The sequence below is a fragment of the Haloferax denitrificans ATCC 35960 genome (assembly GCF_000337795.1).
In the GTDB taxonomy this organism is placed as follows: Archaea; Halobacteriota; Halobacteria; order Halobacteriales; family Haloferacaceae; genus Haloferax; species Haloferax denitrificans.
In genome coordinates, this window is the sequence record NZ_AOLP01000017.1 from 171,260 (window position 1) to 194,691 (window position 23,432).

The 23,432-nt window shown below is 65.6% G+C and carries 23 protein-coding genes and 1 tRNA gene; 13 read left to right on the forward strand and 11 right to left on the reverse strand.

Annotated elements, in window-relative coordinates; translation table 11 throughout:
* Positions 1-68: 68 nt before the first annotated feature.
* Both C438_RS14520 and C438_RS14525 read right to left on the reverse strand, forming a co-directional pair.
* On the reverse strand, positions 69-1,052 hold the full coding sequence (locus tag C438_RS14520) for an aldo/keto reductase (protein ID WP_004970379.1): 984 nt from the start codon (positions 1,050-1,052) through the stop codon (positions 69-71).
* 221 nt (positions 1,053-1,273) lie between these two features.
* Positions 1,274-1,347: transfer RNA gene (locus C438_RS14525), tRNA-Tyr, on the reverse strand.
* 112 nt (positions 1,348-1,459) lie between these two features.
* Here C438_RS14525 and C438_RS14530 point away from each other — a divergent pair.
* The 3 genes from C438_RS14530 (at position 1,460) to ftsZ (ending at position 3,668) form a co-directional block, all read left to right on the forward strand.
* Complete coding sequence (locus tag C438_RS14530; protein ID WP_004970381.1) at positions 1,460-2,065, forward strand: double zinc ribbon domain-containing protein; 606 nt, start codon at positions 1,460-1,462, stop codon at positions 2,063-2,065.
* Positions 2,066-2,277: 212 nt separating this feature from the next.
* On the forward strand, positions 2,278-2,463 hold the full coding sequence (locus C438_RS14535; RefSeq protein ID WP_004970382.1) for a ribbon-helix-helix domain-containing protein: 186 nt from the start codon (positions 2,278-2,280) through the stop codon (positions 2,461-2,463).
* A 2-nt stretch (positions 2,464-2,465) separates the two neighbouring features.
* Positions 2,466-3,668: a cell division protein FtsZ gene (ftsZ, locus tag C438_RS14540; RefSeq protein ID WP_004970383.1), complete on the forward strand. Its 1,203-nt coding sequence runs from the start codon at positions 2,466-2,468 to the stop codon at positions 3,666-3,668.
* A gap of 177 nt (positions 3,669-3,845) precedes the next feature.
* On the opposite strand, the gene ncsA is transcribed toward ftsZ, so the two are convergent.
* Positions 3,846-4,811: a tRNA 2-thiolation protein NcsA gene (gene ncsA / locus C438_RS14545; protein ID WP_004970384.1), complete on the reverse strand. Its 966-nt coding sequence runs from the start codon at positions 4,809-4,811 to the stop codon at positions 3,846-3,848.
* Positions 4,812-4,946: 135 nt separating this feature from the next.
* Here ncsA and C438_RS14550 point away from each other — a divergent pair, with 135 nt between their 5' ends.
* Complete coding sequence (locus C438_RS14550) at positions 4,947-5,594, forward strand: DUF7095 family protein (RefSeq protein ID WP_004970385.1); 648 nt, start codon at positions 4,947-4,949, stop codon at positions 5,592-5,594.
* Positions 5,595-5,642: 48 nt separating this feature from the next.
* Here C438_RS14550 and C438_RS14555 read toward each other — a convergent pair whose 3' ends face one another.
* Positions 5,643-5,900, reverse strand: coding sequence for a hypothetical protein (locus tag C438_RS14555; RefSeq protein ID WP_004970386.1), 258 nt, complete (start codon positions 5,898-5,900; stop codon positions 5,643-5,645).
* 75 nt (positions 5,901-5,975) lie between these two features.
* Here C438_RS14555 and C438_RS14560 point away from each other — a divergent pair, with 75 nt between their 5' ends.
* Positions 5,976-6,191 carry a zinc ribbon domain-containing protein gene (locus tag C438_RS14560; RefSeq protein WP_004970387.1) on the forward strand — a complete coding sequence of 72 codons (216 nt, stop codon included), beginning with the start codon at positions 5,976-5,978 and terminating at the stop codon, positions 6,189-6,191.
* A gap of 18 nt (positions 6,192-6,209) precedes the next feature.
* Here the strand turns inward: C438_RS14560 and C438_RS14565 are convergent, their stop codons facing one another.
* On the reverse strand, positions 6,210-6,557 hold the full coding sequence (locus C438_RS14565) for a winged helix-turn-helix transcriptional regulator (protein ID WP_004970388.1): 348 nt from the start codon (positions 6,555-6,557) through the stop codon (positions 6,210-6,212).
* Positions 6,558-6,686: 129 nt separating this feature from the next.
* Here C438_RS14565 and C438_RS14570 point away from each other — a divergent pair, with 129 nt between their 5' ends.
* Entirely contained in the window at positions 6,687-7,325 is a 639-nt protein-coding gene (locus C438_RS14570) for an NAD(P)-dependent oxidoreductase (protein ID WP_004970389.1), read from the forward strand.
* A 63-nt stretch (positions 7,326-7,388) separates the two neighbouring features.
* On the opposite strand, the gene C438_RS14575 is transcribed toward C438_RS14570, so the two are convergent.
* From C438_RS14575 to C438_RS14585, 3 genes are all read right to left on the reverse strand, one after another.
* Positions 7,389-8,186, reverse strand: coding sequence for a class I SAM-dependent methyltransferase (locus C438_RS14575; protein WP_004970390.1), 798 nt, complete (start codon positions 8,184-8,186; stop codon positions 7,389-7,391).
* Between the two features lie 95 nt (positions 8,187-8,281).
* Positions 8,282-9,163 (reverse strand): deoxyribonuclease IV, encoded by an 882-nt coding sequence (locus C438_RS14580; RefSeq protein ID WP_004970391.1) that lies wholly within the window; start codon positions 9,161-9,163, stop codon positions 8,282-8,284.
* 135 nt (positions 9,164-9,298) lie between these two features.
* Positions 9,299-10,126, reverse strand: coding sequence for a lipoate--protein ligase family protein (locus C438_RS14585; RefSeq protein WP_004970392.1), 828 nt, complete (start codon positions 10,124-10,126; stop codon positions 9,299-9,301).
* Positions 10,127-10,216: 90 nt separating this feature from the next.
* Between C438_RS14585 and C438_RS14590 the strand changes: the two genes are divergently transcribed.
* Both C438_RS14590 and C438_RS14595 read left to right on the forward strand, forming a co-directional pair.
* Positions 10,217-10,867, forward strand: a complete 651-nt coding sequence (locus C438_RS14590) for a VOC family protein (RefSeq protein WP_004970393.1) — start codon at positions 10,217-10,219, stop codon at positions 10,865-10,867.
* Between the two features lie 48 nt (positions 10,868-10,915).
* On the forward strand, positions 10,916-11,971 hold the full coding sequence (locus tag C438_RS14595) for a sensor histidine kinase (RefSeq protein ID WP_004970395.1): 1,056 nt from the start codon (positions 10,916-10,918) through the stop codon (positions 11,969-11,971).
* A gap of 189 nt (positions 11,972-12,160) precedes the next feature.
* Here the strand turns inward: C438_RS14595 and C438_RS19170 are convergent, their stop codons facing one another.
* The gene (locus tag C438_RS19170; RefSeq protein ID WP_083900026.1) at positions 12,161-13,804 is read right to left on the reverse strand and encodes a hypothetical protein; all 1,644 of its coding nucleotides are present in this window, start codon (positions 13,802-13,804) and stop codon (positions 12,161-12,163) included.
* A gap of 311 nt (positions 13,805-14,115) precedes the next feature.
* Between C438_RS19170 and C438_RS14605 the strand changes: the two genes are divergently transcribed.
* A complete protein-coding gene (locus tag C438_RS14605) occupies positions 14,116-15,027 on the forward strand; it encodes a serine/threonine-protein kinase RIO2 (protein ID WP_004970397.1) in 912 nt (303 codons plus the stop codon).
* Positions 15,028-15,247: 220 nt separating this feature from the next.
* On the opposite strand, the gene C438_RS14610 is transcribed toward C438_RS14605, so the two are convergent.
* Entirely contained in the window at positions 15,248-16,297 is a 1,050-nt protein-coding gene (locus tag C438_RS14610; protein WP_004970398.1) for a TrmB family transcriptional regulator, read from the reverse strand.
* 249 nt (positions 16,298-16,546) lie between these two features.
* Between C438_RS14610 and C438_RS14615 the strand changes: the two genes are divergently transcribed.
* A complete protein-coding gene (locus C438_RS14615) occupies positions 16,547-18,553 on the forward strand; it encodes a hypothetical protein (protein WP_004970399.1) in 2,007 nt (668 codons plus the stop codon).
* A gap of 66 nt (positions 18,554-18,619) precedes the next feature.
* Here C438_RS14615 and C438_RS14620 read toward each other — a convergent pair whose 3' ends face one another.
* A complete protein-coding gene (locus tag C438_RS14620) occupies positions 18,620-19,759 on the reverse strand; it encodes an ABC transporter ATP-binding protein (protein WP_004970400.1) in 1,140 nt (379 codons plus the stop codon).
* Between the two features lie 231 nt (positions 19,760-19,990).
* On the opposite strand from C438_RS14620, the gene C438_RS14625 reads away from it, so the two are divergent.
* The 3 genes from C438_RS14625 to C438_RS14635 are packed head-to-tail and all read left to right on the forward strand — an operon-like array spanning position 19,991 to position 23,297.
* Complete coding sequence (locus C438_RS14625; protein ID WP_083900027.1) at positions 19,991-21,283, forward strand: substrate-binding domain-containing protein; 1,293 nt, start codon at positions 19,991-19,993, stop codon at positions 21,281-21,283.
* Between the two features lie 5 nt (positions 21,284-21,288).
* On the forward strand, positions 21,289-22,224 hold the full coding sequence (locus C438_RS14630) for a carbohydrate ABC transporter permease (protein WP_004970402.1): 936 nt from the start codon (positions 21,289-21,291) through the stop codon (positions 22,222-22,224).
* Positions 22,221-23,297 (forward strand): sugar ABC transporter permease, encoded by a 1,077-nt coding sequence (locus C438_RS14635; protein WP_004970403.1) that lies wholly within the window; start codon positions 22,221-22,223, stop codon positions 23,295-23,297. The genes C438_RS14630 and C438_RS14635 overlap by 4 nt, the downstream gene beginning before the upstream one ends.
* Positions 23,298-23,432 lie beyond the last annotated feature (135 nt).

Genomic DNA, 23,432 nt, shown 5'->3' on the forward strand with positions numbered 1-23,432 from the left:
GGCGAAACTGTACTTGAATATAGCGAAGCGGGGGGTCCCCGCGGCCTCGCGTCACCAGCGGTGGAACATCACCACCGATGGTGAACGTGTTCGCGCGCGTACGCGTCATAGACCTCTTCGACGCGCTGGAACTGGTCGGCCGACAGCGGCGGGAGCGACGCGGCGGCGACGTTGTCGCGGATGTGCGCCGGCGTCTTCGAGCCGGGGATGACGGTGCTCACGGCGTCGAACGAGAGAATCCAGCGGAGCGTGAACTGCGCGAGAGACACCCCCTCGGGGACGACCTCCTGTATCGCGTCCGCGGCGGCGAGGCCGTCTTCGAACGGGATTCCGGCGAACGTCTCGCCCACGTCGAACGCCTCGCCGTGTCGGTTGAAGTTCCGGTGGTCGTCCTCGCCGAACTCGGCGTCTTCGGAGAGGGCACCGGTGAGCAGTCCCGACGCGAGCGGGACGCGAACGATGACGCCGACGTTCCGGCGCTTTGCCTCCCGGAAGAACAGTTCCGCGGGTCGCTGTCGAAGCGGATTGAAGATAATCTGGACCGTCTCCACGCCGTCGTACTCGATGGCCTTGAGCCCGTCTTCGACCTTCTCGACGCTCACGCCGTAGTGGTCGATTTTCCCGGCGTCGCGGAGCTCCGAGAGCGCGTCGAACACCTCGGGTCGGTAGTACACGTCTCGCGGCGGGCAGTGAAGCTGGACGAGGTCGAGCGAGTCGACGCCGAGGTTGTCCCGGCTTCGGTCCACGAACCGTTCGAGGTTCTCGCGGTTGTAGCCGTCGGCCTCGTGCGGGTCGAGCCGACGCCCCGCCTTGGTGGCGACGACCACGTCGTCGTCGCGGTCGGCGAGCGCGTCGCCGATGCGGCGCTCGCTGTCGCCGTCGCCGTACACGTCCGCGGTGTCGAGGAAGTCGATGCCCGCGTCGAGCGCGGCCTCGATGGCGTCGTACGCCTCGTCGTCGGTCACCGAGCCCCAACTGCCGCCGAGTTGCCACGTCCCCAGCGCGATTTCAGAAACGTCGAATCCGGTCGTGCCGAGCGGTCGAGAATCCATGCTGTTCGCTTCCGAACAGACGGGGGTAAATCACGGGGTCCCGGCGAGATATACTCCGAATGTTCGTGAGGGTCTGCGTAAACGGGACAGAGGACGCTACAGGTCAGAATCGACGATGGCCCGCGCTCCCCGATTTGAACCCAGTCAGACGACGCGTTCACTTCGTTCACGCGCTGCGACTGACCTGCTCAAACCGGCTCGACCGGATTTTGCAAGCAAAATCCGCTCTCCCCGATTTGAACGGGGGACAAGCCGATCTACAGTCGGCTGCTCTGCCAGGCTGAGCTAAGAGCGGTCACCGATTCGTATCCGGTCGACGCGTTTAACCATTATCATTCTCGCCGCCGCGTGTGCTGTGTGTCAGACAGGTGCGAACATTGATATGGTGCCGAGATAATCCCGGAGTAATGAGTAAAATCACGTTCCGCGCCGACGACGCCCTCGTCGAGCGCTTGGACCGCCTCGACACCTCGAAAAGCGAGGTGATGCGCGAGGCGCTCCGTCAGTACCTCGACGAACTGGAACGTGACGACGCCGCGGACGACGCGTCCGACACCGCCGCCGGAGACGACGGACTGGACGGCGCGCTTTCGGCGCGGGTCGAGGAACTCGTTGACGACCGACTGGACGAACGCCTCCCGACGCTCGTCGAGGAAGCCGTGGCGGCCCGCGAGGCCGAGCGTCCGACGCCGTCGGGGTTGAACGTCAACATCAACGTCGATGGTTCGGGCGACGAATCCCGCGTAAACGCGGCTGTCGAGGGCGAATCGGGGGCGAATACGGTTCGTAAGACACGGGAAGAACTGGAGTCCCCAGACGCGGACGACGCCGAGATGAGCTGTGGCCAATGTGGCGAATCCGTGGGTCCGGACCACGTGTACTGCCCGAACTGCGGCGAGAAGACGTCCCACCGCGTGTTCTGCGAGTGCGGCGACGAACTCCGGTCTGACTGGGCGTTCTGCCCCGATTGCGGGCGTCGGACGCCCGCGGCCGACGTTCTGGAACAAGCATAACCGGCGATTAAAGCCCCCTATACGGGATATTCAGTCCCTGTCTTACAATCGCCGTTACATTTATATTCTATCCCTCTGTGGTGATTATCGCGTAAGACGGTTGTCTTACAGCCACCCGACGGCGGCCCGAAACCCGGCGTCGTCCGTCGGTTTCCGGGTGTAAGACACACGCACACGAGTGCGGCGCGCCGTCTTACCGGGGGAATGTAAACATGGAGCGTGTGACACTACGAATTCCGAAGCAGCAGATCGAGGAGGTCGAGCGGATGGTCGAGACGGGAGAGTTCCCGAACCGATCCGAAGCCATCCGTTCCGCCGTTCGCGAGATGCTCAATGAACAGACGACTGACAAGCGACAGCGCGAATCTACCAGCAAGCGCGGCTGGGCAAAGGTGTAACTATGCAGGATATCGTTCGCGAGGCGATGGAACGGGACGAGGCCGAGCGCAAGACGCAGTCGTCGCTCGACGACAGCGACGACCAGTTCGGTGACCCGCGAATCGTCATCGTCGGCGCTGGTGGTGCCGGCAACAACACCATCAACCGCCTGTACAACATCGGTGTCGAAGGGGCCGACACGGTCGCCATCAACACCGACAAGCAACACCTGAAGATGATCGAAGCGGACACGAAAATCCTCGTCGGGAAGTCCCTGACGCAGGGTCTCGGTGCCGGTGGTGACCCGTCGATGGGTGAGCGTGCAACCGAGATGGCACAGGGCACGATCAAGGACGTGCTCGGCGACGCCGACCTCGTGTTCGTCACCGCGGGGATGGGCGGCGGTACCGGCACCGGTGCGGCCCCCGTCGTCGCGAAGATCGCAAAGGAGCAGGGCGCAATCGTCGTGGGCATGGTCTCGACCCCGTTCAACGTCGAGCGCGCCCGCACGGTCAAGGCCGAGGAGGGGCTCGAAAACCTCCGCAACGAGGCCGACTCCATCATCGTGCTGGACAACAACCGCCTCCTCGATTACGTCCCGAACCTGCCCATCGGCAAGGCGTTCTCGGTCATGGACCAGATTATCGCCGAGACCGTCAAGGGCATCTCGGAGACCATCACCCAGCCGTCCCTCATCAACCTCGACTACGCCGACATGTCGACGATTATGAATCAGGGCGGCGTCGCGGTGATGCTCGTCGGCGAGACCCAGGACAAGAACAAGACCCAAGAGGTGGTCAACGACGCGATGAACCACCCGCTTCTCGACGTGGACTACCGCGGTGCGTCCGGCGGTCTCGTCCACATCACGGGCGGCCCCGACCTCACGCTGAAGGAGGCCGAGGGAATCGCGAGCAACATCACCGAACGGCTGGAAGCCGCCGCGAACGTCATCTGGGGCGCTCGCATTCAGGACGAGTACAAGGGGAAAGTCCGCGTCATGGCCATCATGACGGGCGTCCAGTCCGCGCAGGTCCTCGGCCCGACGACGCAGAAGCAGGCCGACAAGTCGCGCCAGAGCATCCAGTCGCGCGAATCACAACAACAGCACTCGGGTTCGGAGTTCGATAGCTCGGAGCGAGCCCAGACGGCCCAGAGCGGCACGTGGTCCGACGGCGGCCGCGACGAAGTCGAGAAGAACAACGGTCTCGACGTCATCCGGTAACGCCCTGTCGGACCCGCGCGGACGCCGCCGCGCCCGTCGGGTTTCGTGGGTTCTTTTTCACGAACGACGTTTTCGCCCTGCGAGCGTCGCCGCCGATTCGGTCGACGCGACTGCACTCGGTTCTGTCTGACCCGTAAGACGCGTCCGAAAACGAGGTCCGTGCGGTTCCGTGGCCGCTCAGACCGCCTCTATCGACTCGATGAGCCGGCACTTCCGACAGACGTCACCGGCGGTTTTCGACCCACAGCGCTCGCAGTCGTTGAGGTCGACGCGGCCCTCGCCGCGGTACTCGCGGGCGGTCAACTCGGCCAACTCCTCGTAGCCGGCCATAATCGAGTGGCGGGTGCCGGGGTGGTTCTCTTCGAGTTTCAACAGCAACTGCTGAATCTCGGCGCGGTAGGCCTCCGAGGAGTGGGGGCACTCGGTGATGTGCGCGGGGAGGTCCTTCAGGTGGGCGTAGAGCGCGACCTCCTTTTCGGGCACGTCGCGGAGCGGCTTGGCCCGCGGGATGAACTCGCCGGCGTCGCGGCGCTTCTCGAAGTCGCCGATGCTGGCGTCGAAGTGCTTTGCGACCTGCTTGAGGTCGCCCTCGAAGAAGTTCATGAGCGCCGTCTGCGCCTCGTCGTCGAGGTTGTGTCCCGTGAGCAGTTTGTCCGCGCCGAGGTCGTCGGCGAAGCGTTCGAGCAGGTCGCGGCGGAACACGCCGCAGTAGGCGCAGGCGGCCATGTTCTCGGGGTCTTTCTCGACCACGTCGTCCATCTGGACGCCGAACTCGTCCTCGTAGGTGACCAGTTCGTGATGGATGTCGAGGTCCTCGGCGAGCTCGACGCAGGCGTCGACGGACTTGTCGCGGTAGCCCTCGATGCCCTCGTGGATGGTGAGAGCGACGAGTTCGATGCGCGGGTCGCGCCCGAACGTGTCGTCGAGGATGTGTGTGAGAACGACGCTGTCTTTGCCGCCGGACAGCCCGATGACCCACGTCTGGGGGTTCTCGGGGCTGGCGTCGCGGGGGAGCATGTTGTCCTCGCGGATGCGGCGGCGAACGCGTTTCTCGACCGAGGCGCAGAGGTGGTCGTCGCAGAGGTGGGCCCCGGAGTAGGCCGCGTGCATCACCGCGTCGCGGCCGCACTTGTCGCACTCCATTGCCGGTCGCTTGCCCGGCAGGAGGGATACGGGTTTCGCCTCGGGGCGACTGCCGTCGGACGCCCGACCGGCGACCGGCGACCCGACCGCGCTCGGTCGCAACCGGTTTGGCCCTCCGACCCCCACGGACAGTCGATGGACAGAGACGCCGCCCTCGACCGCGTCGCCGCCGTCGTCGACGCCGTCGAGTCCGAGACGCTCCCCGTCCCGGTCCGCGAGGTGTGGGTCTACGGCGACGTGGCGCTCGGCCTCGACCCCCTCGACCGACTCGACGTGTACGTGACGAAAGACATCCTCCTCCGCGGCGACCCCGACGCGGCCGAGGCGTTCGAGCGGTCCCACGGCGTGAAGGGCGTCGGCAAGAGCGTCCGCGCCGAGTGGGCGCGCGAGCACCCCGACCTGTTGCGAGCCAACGCGAACGGCTACGCCGCCCCCGAGAAGTGCCTCGCCGCCCACCTGCTCCCCGACGACGACGAACCGGTCCACCTCGAAGTGTGCAACGCCTCCTTCGAGGACAACGTCACCCAGCGGCTGAAGGGCGCGGTCGAACGCGAGGCCTACGAGCAGATTCTCGACCCGCGCGGCGTCTGCCTCTACGCCGACGGCCAGCGCTCGTCGGACGCGATGTCGAAACTCCGAAACGGCGAGTTCGCCTTCCCGACGCTCTCGGGCGCGCTGGAGATGCTCGGACTGGAGGGCGACGAGGCCGAGACGGCCGTCGAGGCGATGCGGGCCTACCGGGCCGAACAGACCGGCACGTCGGTCCGCGGCGACGTGGTCTGAGGCCGGAGCGGAGCCGAGTCGAGGCCGGACCGAGTCGGACGCGACCGGCTACCAGTCGCGGTCGTCGGCGCGGTCGGTATCCCAGTCAGTTCGGTCTCCGCGGCCGCTGTCGTCCGGTCGGCGGTCGGTCCCGCGACTGCGCGTCTCGTTGTAGCGCATCCCCTCGTCGCGGGCGCGACGCTCCGCCTCCTCGCGGCTCATCGTCGGTAAATCGCGCGTCTCGTCTCGAATCGCGGCGTAGAGGGCGACCGCGGCACCGATGCTGAGGAGGGCGAAGAGGAGGAACACGAGGCCACCGACGGGCATACGCTTACCGGCGAGTGCGAGACAGGAAGTGGTTTCGGAGGTACATTTTTCACGGGGGTAGTTCAACGGTTCAACATGAGCCCTCCACCGAGCGCCGACCGAGACGGCTGTCCGAAATGCGGCCACTCCGAGACCGAAATCGACTCCATCGCAACCACGGGAGGCGGCCTCTCGAAGATGTTCGACATCCAGAACCGACAGTTCACCGTCGTCTCGTGTGCGAACTGCGGCTACTCGGAACTCTACCGCGGCCAGTCGAACGGGAACTTCGTCGACCTGTTCCTCGGCTGAGCGCCCGCGAACCGCCGCTTACGACTCAGCGCCACCGTCCGCGGACATCCATTTTTCGCCCCATTCGTAGATGTCGTCGAACGCCGGGAGCAGTTCCTCGCCCTTCCGCGTGAGCGAGTAGTAGACCGCGATTGGACTACCGTCTTCGACCTCCCGCTCGACGTAGCCCAGCTCTTGGAGGTCGTCCAGCACGCGCGAGAGCGTCTGGGAGTTCGCGCCCGTCGCGCGCTTGAGTTCGTTGAACCGGAGGTCGCCCTCGCGCAGTACGTGGATGACCGTCATCCGCCACCGCGAGCCGATTTCTTCGAGCGTCTTGATGACCGGGCACTGTTCGTACTTCGTTTCGAGGCTCTGGTGCGGTGACATCGACGTGACCTACTCACACCGAGGTTCGCTTAGGTATATTAAGCTCACTCTCCTTGACCAAGTATGACGATGTAACCGCATCGTCGCGGCGAACCGGACGACGAACACCACCACCCACACCATCTCATCATGAACGTACTCCTCCTCGGTGCGAGCGGCCGAATCGGCACGCGAATCGCCAACGAACTCCTGAACCGCGGACACGCGGTCACCGGTGTCTCCCGAAGCGGCGCGGTCGACGGCGTCGACGACCCCGACTTCTCGGCGGTCGCCGGCGACGCGACCGACGCCGACCAAATCGCGCGACTCGCCGCGGGCCACGACGCGGTCGCCTCCGCGCTCGGCCCGAGCGGCGACGAGCCCCCCGAGGTCCTCGTCGAGATGCTCGACGCCGTGGTCGACGGGATGCGCCGCGCCTCGGTCGACCGCCTCGTCTGGACCGGCGGCGCGGGCATCCTGAACGTCGCCCCCGACACGCGACTCATCGACTCGCCGGAGTTCCCCGACGAGTGGAAGCCGGTCGCCAGCGCCGCCATCGAGGCGTACGGCCTGCTCGAAGACGCCGACGACCTGCGATGGACCTACGTCGCGCCCGCGGCGTTCATCGAACCCGGCGAGCGGACCGGCGAGTTCCGGACCGCGCTCGGCGAACTCGTCGCCGACGAGGACGGCGAGAGCCGTATCTCCATGGAGGACTTCGCCATCGCGTTCGCGGACGAACTGGAGAGCGGCGACGCCGTCCACGAACAGCTCGCGGTCGGCTACTGAACAGATAGTCTCGTTTTTCGGCCGGTGACTCGGCCATCGGTTCGGTCCGTCGAACAGGCCCGGCTACACCCGGCCCGTCGTCACGTCGAACGGGACGACCTCGGCCCGGCGGTACTCCCCGTCTCGAATCTGCTGGACGACCTCGCGGCCCATCTTCCGCCACTCCCGGCGGACGGACTCGTAGGAGTCGTCGTCGAGTCCGCGTCGGAGGTCGGCCTCGTGGCGGTCCAGTCCCTCACCGGTCGCCTTCTTGGCCGCGCTCCGCACGTCGTGGTCGTCGTACGGCGGCTCGGTCAGCTTGCGGTGGTGGTACCGGCGGGTTCCCACGACCGACAGGCCGGCGTCGTCGAACAGCCCGCGGACGCGGTCGCCGAGCGCCACGTCGGTCGCCACGCCCTCGCGGAAGGCGTCTCTGACCCGGCGGTCGAGCGCGGCCTCCGCCTCGACGGTCGAGTCGACGCCGACGGCGGCGTTGTCGGGTTCGACCGTCGCCACGAGGTCAGACGAGACGCGGGCGAACTCGCTGAGCGCGGCCGTCGGGTCCGGGAGGTTCACGAGGAGCGCCTGACAGACGACCAAATCGAAGCTGTCGGCGGCGAAGGGAAGCCGCGTCGCGTCGCCGGCGACCGCCTCGATGCCGGCGCGGTCGGCCGCGACCGAAAGCAGGTCGGTGTCGGCGTCGACACCGACGACGCGGGCGTCCGAGGCCTCCGCGAGGACGCGCGTGAACTCGCCGGTCCCACAGCCCACGTCGAGGATGCGGGTCCGGCCGCCGAGGTCGAGGTCGGCGAGGGCCGCGCGGGAGTCGTCCCACATGCCGTCTCGCGTCCGCCGGAGGTACGATTCGGAGAAACGTCGCACACGCGGAGTCGGGCGCGGCGACCCAAAAAACGGTCGAAACGGTCGATGCGAGACTCAGCGGCGGACCCTGGTGTCCCGGCCCGCGGTCCGGCGTCTTACTCCGCGTCGGCGCGGAGTTCGCGGACGCGCTCGATGTTCCACGCGAAGCCCTTGCCGTCCTCGGTGGGCGTCTCCAAGACGAGCGGCACGTCGTCGTCGACGATGGCCTCGTGGTTGATGAACGCGCGCATGCCCTCCTCGCCGATGAGGCCCTCGCCGATGAGCGCGTGTTCGTCCTTGTTCGTCCCGCACTCGTGTTTCGAGTCGTTGAGGTGGACGCACTTGAGGTGCTCCAGTCCGACCTCGGCGTCGAGTTCCTCGAACGTCTCGTCGACGCCCGCGGCCGTCGAGAGGTCGTAGCCCGCGGCGAACGCGTGGGCGGTGTCGAGACAGACGTCGAGGTCCTGTTCGGACTCTTCGAGGACGTAGCCGAGGTGGGCGAAGTCGTCGCCCATCTTGGTGCCCGAGCCCGCGTCGGACTCGATGAGGACGGTGACGCCGTCGGGGATGTCGAGGTCGTCGAGGACGGAGACGGCGTTGTCGAGGCCCTGCTGTTCGCCCGCGCCGGTGTGGGCCCCGAGGTGGACGTTCACGTACTCGATACCGAGTTTGTCGGCCATGTCGACCTCCGTCTGCATCGAGTCCAGCGACTTCTGCCGGAGACCGTCTTTGGGCGTACAGAGGTTGACGAGATACGACGAGTGGATGACCCACGGGCCGGCCAGGTTGTCGGCGGTCTGCTCGCGGAACAGTTCGGCCTCCTCGTCGGAGATGTCGGGGTCGCGCCACACCTGCGGCGAGGTGGTGAAAATCTGCCCGCAGTTGCCGCCGAAGGCGACCTGCCGGAAGACGGCGTTGGCGACGTTACCGTGCGGTGGCGTCTCGTCGTCGGACGAGACCTTCGAACTGGACATCGAGACGTGTGCGCCGACTTGCATGCAGAGTCCGACGGCGTACCCGAACAAAGGGACTTCGGAGTCGGCGGCGACGTCAGACGGCGGGAGCGCGGTGGCGGGGTTGCGGCGAGCGGCGACGACGACAGCGATGACAGCGATGACAGCGACGACGGCCGCTCAGTCGGAGCGCGACCCCGGGCGACGGCGAACCCAGTCGTCCGCGCGGTACTTCTCGTCGACTTTCTCGCGCGCGCGGTCGAGTTCCGCGTCGGCCCACGACCCCTCGTCGGCGTCGACGAACCCCGAGAGCGACTCGGTCAGCGCCGCGACGAACTCCTCGCGGGAGGCGTCGGCGAGTTCGTCGATGCCGACGACGCGCTCGCGGAACGCCTCGGGCGTCACGTCGTGGCCGTCGAAGACGCCGAGGTGCGTCTCGGCGTCCACCGAGTAGGTGAGTGAGCCGTGCTGGACGACGGCGTCGCGGCGGCGGTACTGGGCGTTGCCCGCGACTTTCCGGCCCGCGGCGACCATGTCGTGGGCGGGGTGGAGCGCCCGCAGATAGCAGGCGGGATGCCAGATGACGGGCACGTCGTCGTCGACGAAGTCCACGTCCACGCCGACCGCGCGAATCGCGTCCAAAATCGGCTCGCACAGCAGGTGATAGCAGTCCATGAGGTCGCCCGGCAACTCCGATTTCGGCGCGGCGATGGAGTACGCCACGTCGCCGTGGCGGTCGTGGTAGATGCCACCGCCGCCGGTCTGTCGGCGGGTCACGTCGATGCCCTCGCGGTCGCAGTAGTCCCAGTCGACCGTCTCGGGGTCCTGTCCGTAGCCCAGCGAGAGGCAACTCGGCTCCCACGAGTAGACGCGGACGGTCCGCGGACCGCCCGCGGCGGCCGTCTCGCCCGCGACCTCGTCGAGCGCCATCTGCATCGGTCCCGGTCGGACCTCCTCGCGAATCACCCGCCACTCGCGGTCGGCAATCGACCCCTGCGAGTCGTTCATACGTGGGCTTCGTCCATCCGGGAGAAAGCGATTTCGACGCTCGGCCGACGCGAGCGATTCCGTTAAACCGCATCGCGGTGACGTGGAACCATGAAGTTCACCCGCGTCGCCCTCGCCGCGACAGACCCCATCTCGCTGTGTGAGTTCTACGTCGAGACGCTCGGCTTCGCGGCCGTCCCCGGGTCACAGCGCTCGGCGACCGCCGGGGAGACGACCCTGTGGTTCGAACTCGGCGACACCGACCCCGGCCACCTCGCGTTCACCGTCGCCGCCGCGGTCGACTCCGTGGTCGCGTGGCTGGACGAGCGCGCGGGCGTGGACGTGCTCGACACCGACGAGGGACCGAGCGTCCGGTTCGACTTCCTCGGCTGTGACTCCGTCTACTTCGAGGACCCCGAGGGCAACGTCATCGAGTACGTCTGCTACGACGGCGACGCGACCGGCGAGTTCGACCCGGCGACCGACCTCCGCGGCGCGACCGAGGTCGGGATGGCCGTCCCCGACGTGGAGTCGTTCGTGGCGTCGCTGACCGAGGCGCTCGGCATCGAGCCGCTGGAGTCGTTCGAGGGCGGCGACCTCGTGTTCGTCGGCGACCGGGACGCCCGATTCGTCGTCTCGCCGGTCGGCCGCGCGTGGTATCCGACCGACAGCGAGGCGACCGTCGGCCCGGTGTCGGCGCGGTGCGACGCGGACGGCGTTTTCGACCCCGAGGGGCTTCCCTACCGCGTCAACGCCGAGTGACAACTCGTTTCAAAGAAGCGTTATTAGCACTAGGAGAGTCAACGAACCGTGAACGTCTCTCGTCTCGTTAGCGCGGGGTCGCTCAGTCTCACCGGGGTGGCCCTGTTCGTCATCGTCTCGAACAGCGTCGCCTCGGTCGCATCCGACCTCGCGGGACTCGTCGCCGCGGCCTTCGGCCTCGTCATCTCGGTGCTCTTCGTCGCCATCGGTCCCGCAGTCTACCGAAGCGACCTCAAGACCGCCCACGCCGCCCGCGTCGCCGGCTGGAACCTCCTCGGCGTCGTCGTCACCGTGTTCGTGCTCGCGCTCATCGGGAGCTACCAGCGGGCCGCGGGCGGAGCGGTCAGCGAGCCGCTTTTCAGCGCCGCCATCGTCGTCGGCGTGAGCGCCGTCGCGCACGTCCTCATCGGTATCAACGACGTGCGCCGGATTCGGACCCGCGAGCTGTCCGAGCAGTACAAACGCTCCGCGGTCATCAACCGACTCGTCCGCCACAACCTCCGGCACACCGCGCAGTTGCTCCTCGGCTGGGGCGACCGACTCGCCACCGACGGCGGCGACGAAGAGACCGTCCGCATCGGCGAGCGACTGAAAGCGACCGGCGACGACCTCGGCACGATGAGCGACCAGGTCAAGACCGTCACCCAACTCGTCGACAGCGACCACGGGGGCGAGACGGTCGACCTGCGCGCGCTCCTCGACTCGCTCGTCGACGACCGCTCGGCGGCCAACCCCGAGGCGACCATCACCGTCAGCGGCGACGGTCCGGCGACGGTCGTCGGCGGGAAGAAGCTGAAAATCGCGTTCCGCGAAATCGTCGACAACGCGCTCGAACACGCCGGGAGCGCGCCGACGGTCGAAATCGAGTACGAACGCGTCGGCGGCGAGGTGGTCGTGCGAATCGTGGACGACGGCCCGGGCATCCCCGACCACCAGCGCGAACTCATCGAGCAGAACGTCGAAGAGAGCGACCTCAGCCACGGTAACGGACTGGGCCTCTGGCTCTCGAAGTGGATTGTGGAGGCCTACGGCGGCGAACTCCGCCTCCCCCCGACCGACGACGGCGAGGGCGCAGTCGTCGAGTTCCACCTCGACGCGGCCTGAGTCCACTCGAAGACGGCTGACACGTGAGTTATCTGCTCGATTTTACTGCTTGAATCAGCCGCTCGGTAGCGCGTGCGAGTCTCTCGCTTCCCAGATGTCAGGGGATGGCGGGGTGGAACATCGTAGCCGATAACCACATTTCGACGTCTTCACTCGTCTCTGTCGAGGACCGGGTCCATCGCTTCGAACTCATGTTGTCGCCGAGTTCTGCTTTAACTGCTGGTCGAAGTCGTCGTACTCGCCACTCGTATCTTCCCACACTTCCTCAATTAAGGAGTCATCTTCGACAACAGCGTACTGTGGGTTTTCGGTTGTACCATAGATGATGTGGTTTTCGTCTTGTTTTCTAACCAGTTTTACAAGTGCTTTTGACTGATTGTATAATGTCTCGAACTCCGTATTGTTCTGATTGAAGTTTCTAAGCTCCCCTGTGAGATCAACCACATATTCTGTTGTTGGAGCAACTGTATCAGAAGCTCCTGGTACTGGATTCTCTTCTGCGTGGAGGGAGTTAGACATTCCTCCAAATGCGCTTACGGCGCTCCTCTTCTTATTTTCGAATCCTAATGGAGATGTGTCCTCATCTTTCTCCCACCCGAATCGTAGTGGATGCCAATGCTCCTGGTAGCCAAGATTTTCGGGATCTAGATATCCAGACTCCTCAATTAATGGATGAAGCTGAATGCCTCCTCCTCTTGAAGTCACTGGAGATGCTACAGTCTCCATGAATCTGAGTTCTTCTGAGCCGTCGGCGTTCTTCCCGTAAATAAGGCCTGTCCCGTGACCTAAGGTTTCGACGTCCCATGCATGAACTTCTAAACCCGTATTGGTATTTTCTTCAATTGCCTGTTCTAGAGAAGGCGCATACAGAGCATCTTCTGTAGAGATGGGGCCGCTATCCGTTATTTTTGCGTGCCAGTTGAATAGGTAGGGGTGGACCCAATCCAGTGCTTCTCCTACTGTTTCAGCGTTTGAGAATTGTTCGTAGTCAAAGTTACCTCCCCTTCTTTCTGCCATGCTTCCGTTTGGATAGATTGCAGAAGGTACTTCATCGCCATTTTTGATTGCTTCAATGTCGGAGTTCCCAGTATCCCTCCCGATACTATCCACGAAGTTCTTCACATCAGTAGTTCGGACTTCTGCCAAGCTAGTATAGTCGTTGTCGTGTCTCCATTCGTAGGCGACGAGGTCGATTCCGAATTTGTCGAAGGACAGTTGTTCGTGACTGTGGTACGTCTCGAATACTAAGTCTGAAGTAGTGAATCCACCACGGTCCTCAAGATAGTTCTCCTGAATCGAGTGCTGACTGATTTGAGTTCTCAGCTCCTCGTTTCGTTCTGGGACGATATCGAGTTTATACGCGCTCGGTATCGACTTGGAAACCGAGGCCGTAGCCTGTGCCTGTTGTTCACCCCGGGTAGCCGTGGCAGTGAACGTCTGCTCACCGGGAGTCAATTGCCCTGGCTCGACCGTTACGGTATCGTCAGTCCACGCCTCGGACTCGCGGGTCAGTTTCACCCGGTCGTTGGCGAGTGTTACTTGGTCCGGTTGACCGGAAGCTTCGACCGATAATTGCGCCTGGAACGCCGTGATGTCGTGGCCCTCCCAGATTGGCGGGAGCCGTGATGGCTGGGCCGTTGTGGAGAGTTCAACGACGACGGCTGAAGCGTTCGCTTCTGACGCGGTGGCATCGGATGCAGGCGGCTCGTTGCTATCCGAGGAGTCGTCCGTCGACCCCCTGAGGCTACTACAGCCGGCCACGCCAGTTGTCAGACCGACTCCCAGCACATGGAGGACGTGTCGCCGCCCCACCCTCTCCGGTCGCGTAGTCATATCCGTTCCAACTGTCTCGTTTCGCATAAATGTCGGGTGAGAGAAAAATGGCCCATTCACGCGTTCCTCTCAACGCCTCCAGTCAGGTCGCTCAATCGGCACCAAAGTTCACACTGGGACTTGCGGACTACATCCTCGATAGGGAGCGACTCCCTCGTAGCCCTGCCGCGAGACGCCGACTTTCCGAAATCCCCCGCCGAGATTGTTGGTGGGTCGTTACACCCCTCATTTCGTATCGTCGCATATGATTTATCCCGGGCGAGGTTCGCCGACTCGCGGGCCTTTTACGCCTCGCCGACGGACGAACGTGCATGGTACGGAACGTCGCCGGCGTCATGGCCGAACTCGAGCCCGAGGACTTCTACCTCCTCTCGGGCGTCGAGCAGGGCATGCGCTTCAGCGAGTGGGTCAACCGGGAGAAGCTCCCGAAGAACTCGGGGCTGTCCGCCGAGGAGGTCGACTACCGCATCGACCGCTGTATGACCCGCGAGCTCGTCGAGCGCAAGACCATCCAGTACGAGGGGTACAAGCTCACGGTCGAGGGGTACGACGCGCTCGCGCTCCGGACGTTCGCCCAGCGAGACACCATCCAGGGGTTCGGCGCGCCCCTCGGCGTCGGCAAGGAAAGCGACGTGTTCGAGGTGCAGTCGTTCAAGCCGCTCGCGCTGAAGTTCCACCGCGAGGGGTACACCAACTTCCGCGAGGTGCGCCGCGAGCGCGACTACACCTCCGAGAACCACCACGTCTCGTGGCTCTACACCGCCCGCAAGGCGGCCGAACGCGAGTACGAGGCGCTCGAAACCCTGTTCCCGCAGGTGTCGGTGCCGCGCCCGGTCGACCACAACCGCCACGCGATCATCATGGCGAAACTCGACGGCGTCGAACTCGCCAAGGCGAAGTTGGAATCCGAACAGGTTACGGGCGTCCTCGATTTGATTCTCTCCGAGATGGCCGACGCCTACGAGGCCGGCTACGTCCACGCCGACATGTCGGAGTACAACGTCGCGGTCGGCGAGCGCGGCATCACGGTGTTCGACTGGCCGCAGGCCGTCCCGACCGACCACGACAACGCCCGGGAACTCCTCGCGCGCGACGCGAAGAACATCGTCGGCTACTTCCGCCGCAAGTACCCCGCCGAGATGCCCGACGACGTCGATATCGACGCGCTGTCCGACGCCATCGCCGAAAACGAGTTCGAACGCATCGGCGCGTTCGCCGTCTGAACCGCCCACCGACCCGGAACGCCGCTTTCTGCCGTCGCTAGTGAGGTTTCGAGAGCCGTGGCGGTAGCCGGTTTCCGCGGTGATAAATCAGATAGCGCGATATGAAATGTAGATTTCGAGGGAGAACTGCCGTTGATGGTGAGGGCGTCGCTCGGCGGAACGGGTAGCCAACGAAGACAGACCGAGACTGCCGGGAAGGAACCGCGGCCGCGAGTGCTCGTTATTCGGCCGCCGTGAACTCCACCGCGTCGGCCTCGAAGTCCTCGACGAACGCGCCCTGTCCACCGATGCTGTAAGTTCCCTCGTCGGTCTCGACGACGAAGGCGTTCTCGACCGGGAAGGAGTTGTTCGCGGGTTCGAGGAGGCCCTGCCGGATGTCCACCACGCGGCCGCGGAGTTCGGTCGGGCCGTCGGTGTGGACCATTCGGCCGGTGACGGTCACGTCGAGGTCGATGCCCGCGCGCTCGCAGAGCGCCGCCTGCAAGACGGCGTGGCGGAAGTTGTGGTACGTCGCCGGGAGCGGGTCGGGGTCGGTCGTGTACGCCTCGGCGGCCATCGGCCAGTAGTTCCCGAAGAAGGAGCCGACGATGACCGGCCCGAGGTGGGGCTGTGCGAAGACGATGGCCTGCGACTCGGAGTTCGACCGGGCGACCATCTCTCCGGGGGAGACGAGTCCCGTCCGCGAGTCGACGGTGAGCATCGTGGGCATGAGTTCGTGCCAGACGCGGACGAGCGAGGCCACGCCGTCGAGTGCGAGGTCGTCGTGCGGTTCGACGCCGCTGACGACGAGCGAGACGAGCACGCCGCGCTCGCGGGCCGCCCGGAGTTCGGCTTCCACCTCGTCGAGGACGTCGTAGGGGAGCGACAGCGTGATTTCTGACTCCGCGCGCCCGATGAGTTCGGCGATGCGCTTGAGCACCGTCACGCGGGACTTGATGACCTCGAAGCGCTCTTCGTCGCGGGCGGTGGCCGTGTAGCGTTCCTCCAGCGCGGGGCGCATCGACTCGACGCTCTCGGAGAGCGATTCGATGACCTCCATCGGCGGCAGTGGCCGAATCGTGGTCGGCACGACGTGGTCGTTGATCTCCACGAAGCCGCGCGATTCCAGTTCTTTGCTCACGCTGTAGACGTAGCGCTTGGAAACGCCCGCCGCGTCAGCAATCTGACTCGCCTTCGCCTCCCCGAGTTCGAGCAGGGTCAGATACGTGTCGACGACCTTCTCTGAGAGCCCGAACTGCTCCAGGAGGTCGGCGAGTTCCCGGTCGTCCATGGTCGGACTGTCATCGACCACGATACTTAATGGCTCGACTCGGCGGCGACTCGCGCGCCCGTCAGGAGGTCAGTGTTAGTCGTCTCAGCTCCGCGTTTCACGGGACGACCGACCGTCGTGACTCGCGGGAGACGGGGTGATGCATATCCTCACTCGGAGGAGAGACACCCTTACCGTTTCGAAACGGCATGAAAGTTTGAAGGAACATTACACCAAGATTATTACCGGCGGGAGTCCCACGACTCAGCGATGCAACTACGCGACGCGCTGGCCGACTACAAGCGGCACGCAGACCACCCGACGCGGTTCCCGGGCGAGCGACGGACGACGAGCGGCCTGTTTTCGGGGCTCGGAAACCGGCTGGTCCACGTCGAGACAGACGGCTCGCTCCGCGACTTCGGCTACCCGCTGTCCGGGCGCTGGGGGGTCGAGCGCTCCCGGTTCGGCGTCCGTCCCGTCGGCGACGAGACCGGCGTCTACTGGTTCGACGAGGGCGCGTGCCAGTCGTACGCGGGCGACGGCGCGCTCGTCGTCACCGAACACGAGACGCCCCACGGCGGCGTGACGCAGTACGACCTCGCGGTCGGCGACGGCCACGTCAGTCGGTTCGAGACCGACGCCGGCGTGGAGCTCGTCGCCTTCGTCCACTTCCAGCCGGACGGCCGCGACACGCTCGTCGGGCAACTGACCCACGGCGACGCCGTTGAAGCGTACCACGCCGAGGAACACGACTTTCTCGCGTCGTCGCCGGCGTTCGACCACGTCGAGGGTCGCGTGCCCGAGGGCTTCGGCGAACTGCTCTCGGAAGGCGAGGTCGAACTGCCGCGACCCCGCACCGACGACTGCTACGAGGAGGGCCAACTGAGCGGCGCGGTCGTCGGGACGGTCCCGTTCGAGGCCGGCGCGGCCGCGGTCGGTCACCTGCTCACCGACGACACGGAGACGGCCCGCGAGGACGCGCTCGAAACCGTCCGCGACCTCGTTTCGCTCGACCTCGACGACCTCCGCGAGCGCGCCGCGGGGCAGGTCGAAGGCGCGGTTCCCGACCACGCCGAGTCGGCGGCGATGCGCGACGACATCCGCGTGCTCTCGCTTCTGTCCGGCGCGCTCGGCCTCCGCATCGCCGGCCCCGACTTCGACCCCTACTACGCTTACTCCGGCGGCTACGGCTACACGTGGTTCCGCGATGACGCCGAAATTTCGACGTTCCTCTTCGAGTCCGACGAGCGACTCGACCTCGGCCTCGACGCGTGGCACGAACGGAGCGCCCGCGCCTACTGCCGCACCCAGCGCGAAGACGGCTCGTGGCCCCACCGCGTTTGGCCCTTCGACGGCTCGCTCGCGCCCGGGTGGGCGAACGCGCGGCTCGAATCCGGCGACGACGCCGACTATCAGGCCGACCAGACGGGGAGCGTCATCGCCTTCCTCGCGGCCTATCACGACCGCTGTTCCGACGACGACCTCCGCACCGACATCGAGGAGACGCTCGCCCGCGCCCTCGACAGCCTCGACGACACCCTCGGCGACGACGGCCTCCCCGTCGACTGCCAGAACGCGTGGGAGAACATGACCGGCCGGTTCAGCCACACCGCCGCGACGTTCCTCGAAGCCTACGCGGCGCTCGCGCTGTCGGACCTCGATTCGGCGCTGACCGACCGCGCCGCCGACCGCGCCCGCGAGGTGTACGACGGCATCGACCGCCTCTGGAGCGAGGGCCGCGGCTGTTACGCCCTCCGCGTCGCCGACGGCGAACTCGACGACCGCTACGATTCGGCCGCGCTCGCGCTCGCGTCGGCCCACCGGACCTACGACCGACTCGAAACTGTCGACGACGACCGACTCGACCGGCTCGTCAGCCACGTCGAGTCCGTCTTCGACGGCCTCTGGCACGACCCCGACGACAGCGACGTGAAAGGGCTGGTCCGCTTCGAGGGCGACGACTGGCGGACGCGCGAACAGTCCTCAGAGAAGGTTTGGACCGTCTCGACCGCGTGGGGCGCGAACGCCGGCGTCGAACTCGCCGCCCTGCTGGCCGAACACGGCGACGGTCGGGCCGGAGAGTTCGCCGACGAGGGTCGGGCGCTCCTCGACCTCGTCCGCCCCGACGGCCCGCTGTGCACCGACGAGGGCTTCCTCGCCGAGCAGTTCTTCGACGACGGCACGCCCGACAGCGCGACGCCGCTCGGCTGGCCACACGCGCTCCGGCTGGCGACGCTGGCGACGCTCGACGCCGACGACGCGTTCGGCGGGGAGTAAGTCGGCGCGCTCGGGACTGCCGATTCTGGGAGCGAACTGACCGCGAGAAAACAGCGAACTATGTCTTCACGCCGACTGCGTCGGGGCCGCGCGTCGCTTCAATTCGCGGGAGAGGAGCGACTCGCCGGTCCGCGGGTGGAAGACGTGGAGGTCCGACTCGTCGAAGGTGACGCCGACCGTCTCGCCGGTCTCGGGTTCGACGTCCGAATCGACGCGGGCGATGAAGTCCGGGCCGACGTCGAGGTGGAGGTAGTTGTCCGAGCCGATGGGCTCGACGACGCCGACGGTCGAATCGACGACGTTCTCGCCTGACGAGGCCGTGTGTACGTCCTCCGGGCGGACGCCGACGCGGAGGTCGGTCGCGTCGGTCGCCTCGCGGAGGGTCGCCGAGAACTGCTCCGACAGGCGGTAGGAGAAGGACCCGTCGCCGACGAGGACGAGGCGGTCGCCCTCGCGTTCGGTCGCCACGTTGAGGAAGTTCATCGAGGGCGAGCCGACGAAGCCGCCGACGAACTCGTTGGCGGGGTTCTCGTACACGTCCTTCGGGCGACCGACCTGCTGGAGTTTCCCGTCGTTGAGGATGACGATTCTGTCGCCCATCGTCATCGCCTCCTCCTGGTCGTGAGTGACGTACAGCGAGGTGATGCCGAGTTCGTTCTGGAGGCGCTGAATCTCGGTTCGCATCGTCGTCCGGAGCTTCGCGTCGAGGTTCGAAAGCGGCTCGTCGAACAGGAACACGTCGGGTTCGCGGACGATGGCGCGACCGAGCGCGACCCGCTGTTTCTGGCCGCCGGAAAGCTCGTCGGGCTTGTCGTCGAGCAGGTCCTCGATGCCCATCATCGCCGCCGTCTCGCGGACGCGCTCACGGCGCTCGTCCTTCGAGAGGTCGGTGCTCATCCGCAGGCCGAACGCCATGTTCTGCATGACCGTCTTGTGCGGGTACAGCGCGTAGTTCTGGAACACCATCGCCACGTCGCGCTTGCGGGCGTGCTGGTCCGTGACGTCCTCGCCGCCGATTCGAATCGTGCCGCCGGAGGGCGATTCGAGCCCCGCGACCATGCGGAGCGTCGTCGATTTCCCGCACCCCGAGGGGCCGACGACAGTGATGAACTCGCCGTCCTCGACGTCGAGCGAGAGGTCATCGACGGCGACGACGCGGCCCCGGTCGTACTCCTTGCGAAGCGCTTCGAGCGTGAGACGTGCCATTACTCCCCGTCTGTCCCCATCGTCCATAACCGTTTTCCTATCTTCTGAATTTGTGATGCAATAGTTCGTATTAAATTTTAAATCGCCGGGAGTGGCCCTTAGAAACGTTCTATCGGCTATCCCCCGATTTCTCGATGGGGCGTCGTATTGGCAATTTTCCCCGCGAATGCGGCCGTCATTCCGAACTATTAAATATATGAACACATAGTTCATCATAGATTCGTTATGCCAATGAACCGCCGCACAATCCTGAAGCAACTGGCAGGCACGACGGCCGTCGGCGCACTCGCAGGGTGCGTGGGCGTGTCGGAGACCGATTCGACGCGGACACCCGAACAGAGCGGTGCGGAAGGCGGCGACGGTGGCGACGAGACCACCGCTGGGTCGGAGACCGACTCCGCGGGGCCGAGCGGGGCGTTCACGCTCTGGCACCAGCGCGCGGAAGCCGAGAAGCAGGCGCTCGAAGCGAACGCCGAGACGTTCACCTCGGAGACGGCCCACACGGCGAAGCCCGCCGAAATCGCCGACCTCCGGAAGAAGACGACCTCCGCCATCCCGGCCGGGCAGGGCGCGGGCATGTTCGACTGGGCCCACGACTGGACCGGCGAGTACTACCAGAACGGCTTCCTCTCGGACCAGAGCGACCAGTTGGACGTGGACCTCTCGGTCTACACCGAGCCCGCACAGGAGGCGGTCCAGTTCGACGGCGCGACCGTCGCGCTCCCCTACGCGGCCGAGACCGTCGGCCTCATCTACAACCGCGAGATGGTGGACGAAGCGCCCGAGACCGTCGCCGACATGACGGCGGTCATGGAGGAGTACCACGACCCCGAAAACGGGATGTACGGGCTCAGCTACCCACTCGACGCCTACTTCATGAGCGCGTGGGCGCACGCCTTCGGCGGCTACTACTTCGACGAGTCGAACGTCGAACTCGGCCTGTCGAACGAGGCGACGCTCGACGGGTTCCAGTTCATCCTCGACAACTTCGTCCCGTACCAGCCGAAGGACACCGGCTACGACCCGCAGGCGGCGGTCTTCCTCGAAGGAAACGCGCCCTTTGCCATCAACGGGCCGTGGTTCCTCGGCGACGTTCGCTCGAACGACATCGACGCCGGCATCGCACGGCTCCCCTCGCCCGAGGGCGACGCGGAACCCAAGCCGTACACGACGGTCAAACAGCTCTACTTCACCTCGACGCTGGAGGGCGACGAGGCGGCGGCGGCCGCGTCCCGCGCGTTCGCCGAGTGGTACACGACGAACACCGACGTGCTCTCGGCGAACGCCGAGGAGTTCGGCTACATCCCGGTCCACGAGGAACTCGCCGCGAGCGACGACCTCCCCGAGGCCGTTCAGGGCTTCTCGGAGTCCGTCTCGCTCGGCACGCCCATCCCGACGCACCCGAACATGGGTGACGTGTGGGGGCCGCTCGAAGACGCCTTCAACAGCGTGAAAAACGGCGACGCGGAGCTCGACGCCGCGTTCACGAAGGCCGAAGAGAACATCCGGTCTAACTGGGAGTAAGGACGATGAGCGTCGTCGACAGCGCCGTCGAGCGCGTCGCGGACAGCCCGGTGGTGAGCAGGGGCGACCTGCCCCTGCTTTTGGTGCTCCCGGGGCTGTTCGTCTTCCTCGCGTTCATGCTGTTTCCCGTGTTGTATCTGGTGTATCTCTCGTTTACCAACGCGGAACCGGCCACGCTGTTTCAGGGCAGAGAGCAGTGGGTCGGTCTCGCCAACTACGTACGGGTCCTCTCGGACGGGCAGTTCTGGAACTCGATGGGCGTGACGTGGCTGTTCGTCGCCACGTCGGTCGCGCTCAAGGTGCTCGTCGGCCTCGGCGTCGGCCTCGTGGTGACGGGCAAGCGCGTCCGCGGTAAGCGGTTCATGCGCGCGCTCATCATCGTCCCGCTGGGCCTGCCGGGCATCTTCACCATCACCATCTGGCGCGGCATCTTCAGCTCGGCCGAGTTCGGCCTCGCCAACCAGTTCCTCCGGATGGCCGGCCTCGGCTCGGTCGCGTGGCTCTCCGAGCGCTGGATGGCCTTCCTCGCCTACAACGTCACCGAGGCGTGGCTGGCGTACCCGTTCATGGTCATAATCACCGTGAGCGCCCTGCAGGACGTGTCCGAGGAACTCCACGAGGCGGCGATGATAGACGGCGCGGGCTTCTTCGCCCGCTTCCTGCACGTGACGCTCCCCTCTATCAAGCGCCCCGTGCTGTTCGCCTCGATTCTCACCGCCGCGGCGTCGTTTCAGCAGTTCCTCATCCCGTACGTGTTCAATCAGGGCGGGCCGTCGCGGACGAACGAACTCCTCATCGTCTACGGCTACCGCGAGGCGTTCCGCTTCCAGAAGTACGGTGAGGGCGCGGCCATCATGCTGGTCGCCGTGGCCGTCATCGGCGTCTTCATGATGCTGAACGTCAAGAAGGGACAGCTCGCCGACGGGGTGGACGACGCATGAGCGTCGTCTCCGACCTCGCGGCCGAACTCGCCGACGACGCGCGGAACGCCGCGGCGGCTCCCGTCGAGTCGGTCAAGGACGTCAAGTACACACTCGAAGGCGTCCGCGATGGGCGCGTCAGCCCCGCGACGGTGCTGAAGACCGCCGGAATCACCCTCGGTGCCGCGGTCGTCGTCGCGCTCCTGTTGTTCCCGCTGTACTGGGTCGCCGTCGGTGCCTTCTCGGGCACCGGCGCGTCGCTGTACTCGTCGAGCGGGATTCGCCTGTGGCCGGCCGACCCGACCATCGAGCCGTTCCTCTGGGTCGTCGGCGACCTCATCGTCCCGAGCTACCGTATCAGCCTCGCCCTCGGCGGCTACGAGGTGTTCCTCCAGACGCCCGAACTGACGTTCCTCGACGTGTCGCAGTACGGCGTCACGGAGACATCTGAGTTCAAGCGGTTCTTCGCCAACAGCCTCACCGTGGCGGTTCCGACGGTGATACTCGCCATGTGTCTCATCGTCCCCGGCGCGTACGCGCTGTCTCGTCGGCAGTTCATCGGCCGCTCGAAGGTGCTGTACGGTTACGTCCTGTTCACCCAAATCGGCGGCGGGCTGGGCGTCGCGCTCCTCATCGCGCTCTACGCCCTGTTCGTCCAGTTCGGCTTCAACGACGACAAACTCGCGCTGTCGGCGTACTACGCGGCCACCGCGGTCCCGTTCAACACGTGGCTCCTGAAGACGTACATGGACGGGATTCCCGTCTCCTACGAGGAGGCGGCGATGATAGACGGCGCGCCGTCGTGGAAAATCGTCACCGAGATCATCCTGCCGCTGTCGAAGGCGGGGCTGGCGACGGTGTTCATCTTCACCTTCCTCACCGGGTGGACCGAGTTCGTCGTCGCCCAGACGCTGTTGTCGACGGACAACTACACCCTCCCCGTCGGGCTGTACTCACTCGTCGGCCGGTACTCCATCCCGTGGGCCCGGTTCTCGGCGTTCGCGCTCACGTTCGCCGCGCCCATCGTGCTCATCTACCTGTTCGCACAGCGCTACATCGAAGGTGGTCTGTCGTTCGGCGGGATGGAAGGCTGAGCCGCGGCGGGCGCATCCTCGATACCGTCTTTTTCGACCGCCTCACCGCGTGAGTCGGTGGCACGCGCGCCGCGAGAATCCGAAGTCCTTAACCCTCCCCTGCCGGTAAGTTCGCTAACTCGCTGGCAATGCGGG

Coding starts and splice junctions, on each gene's coding strand:
- ncsA (WP_004970384.1), bottom strand. CDS start 4,811: ATGGAGTGCGACAAGTGCGGCCGCGACGCGGTGATGCACGCGGCCTAC.
- C438_RS14635 (WP_004970403.1), top strand. CDS start 22,221: ATGAGCGTCGTCTCCGACCTCGCGGCCGAACTCGCCGACGACGCGCGG.
- C438_RS14580 (WP_004970391.1), bottom strand. CDS start 9,163: ATGCAAGTCGGCGCACACGTCTCGATGTCCAGTTCGAAGGTCTCGTCC.
- C438_RS14620 (WP_004970400.1), bottom strand. CDS start 19,759: ATGGCACGTCTCACGCTCGAAGCGCTTCGCAAGGAGTACGACCGGGGC.
- C438_RS14570 (WP_004970389.1), top strand. CDS start 6,687: ATGAACGTACTCCTCCTCGGTGCGAGCGGCCGAATCGGCACGCGAATC.
- C438_RS14520 (WP_004970379.1), bottom strand. CDS start 1,052: ATGGATTCTCGACCGCTCGGCACGACCGGATTCGACGTTTCTGAAATC.
- C438_RS14605 (WP_004970397.1), top strand. CDS start 14,116: ATGGTACGGAACGTCGCCGGCGTCATGGCCGAACTCGAGCCCGAGGAC.
- C438_RS14585 (WP_004970392.1), bottom strand. CDS start 10,126: ATGAACGACTCGCAGGGGTCGATTGCCGACCGCGAGTGGCGGGTGATT.
- C438_RS14565 (WP_004970388.1), bottom strand. CDS start 6,557: ATGTCACCGCACCAGAGCCTCGAAACGAAGTACGAACAGTGCCCGGTC.
- C438_RS19170 (WP_083900026.1), bottom strand. CDS start 13,804: ATGACTACGCGACCGGAGAGGGTGGGGCGGCGACACGTCCTCCATGTG.
- C438_RS14615 (WP_004970399.1), top strand. CDS start 16,547: ATGCAACTACGCGACGCGCTGGCCGACTACAAGCGGCACGCAGACCAC.
- ftsZ (WP_004970383.1), top strand. CDS start 2,466: ATGCAGGATATCGTTCGCGAGGCGATGGAACGGGACGAGGCCGAGCGC.
- C438_RS14560 (WP_004970387.1), top strand. CDS start 5,976: ATGAGCCCTCCACCGAGCGCCGACCGAGACGGCTGTCCGAAATGCGGC.
- C438_RS14535 (WP_004970382.1), top strand. CDS start 2,278: ATGGAGCGTGTGACACTACGAATTCCGAAGCAGCAGATCGAGGAGGTC.
- C438_RS14550 (WP_004970385.1), top strand. CDS start 4,947: ATGGACAGAGACGCCGCCCTCGACCGCGTCGCCGCCGTCGTCGACGCC.
- C438_RS14555 (WP_004970386.1), bottom strand. CDS start 5,900: ATGCCCGTCGGTGGCCTCGTGTTCCTCCTCTTCGCCCTCCTCAGCATC.
- C438_RS14625 (WP_083900027.1), top strand. CDS start 19,991: ATGAACCGCCGCACAATCCTGAAGCAACTGGCAGGCACGACGGCCGTC.
- C438_RS14590 (WP_004970393.1), top strand. CDS start 10,217: ATGAAGTTCACCCGCGTCGCCCTCGCCGCGACAGACCCCATCTCGCTG.
- C438_RS14530 (WP_004970381.1), top strand. CDS start 1,460: ATGAGTAAAATCACGTTCCGCGCCGACGACGCCCTCGTCGAGCGCTTG.
- C438_RS14610 (WP_004970398.1), bottom strand. CDS start 16,297: ATGGACGACCGGGAACTCGCCGACCTCCTGGAGCAGTTCGGGCTCTCA.
- C438_RS14630 (WP_004970402.1), top strand. CDS start 21,289: ATGAGCGTCGTCGACAGCGCCGTCGAGCGCGTCGCGGACAGCCCGGTG.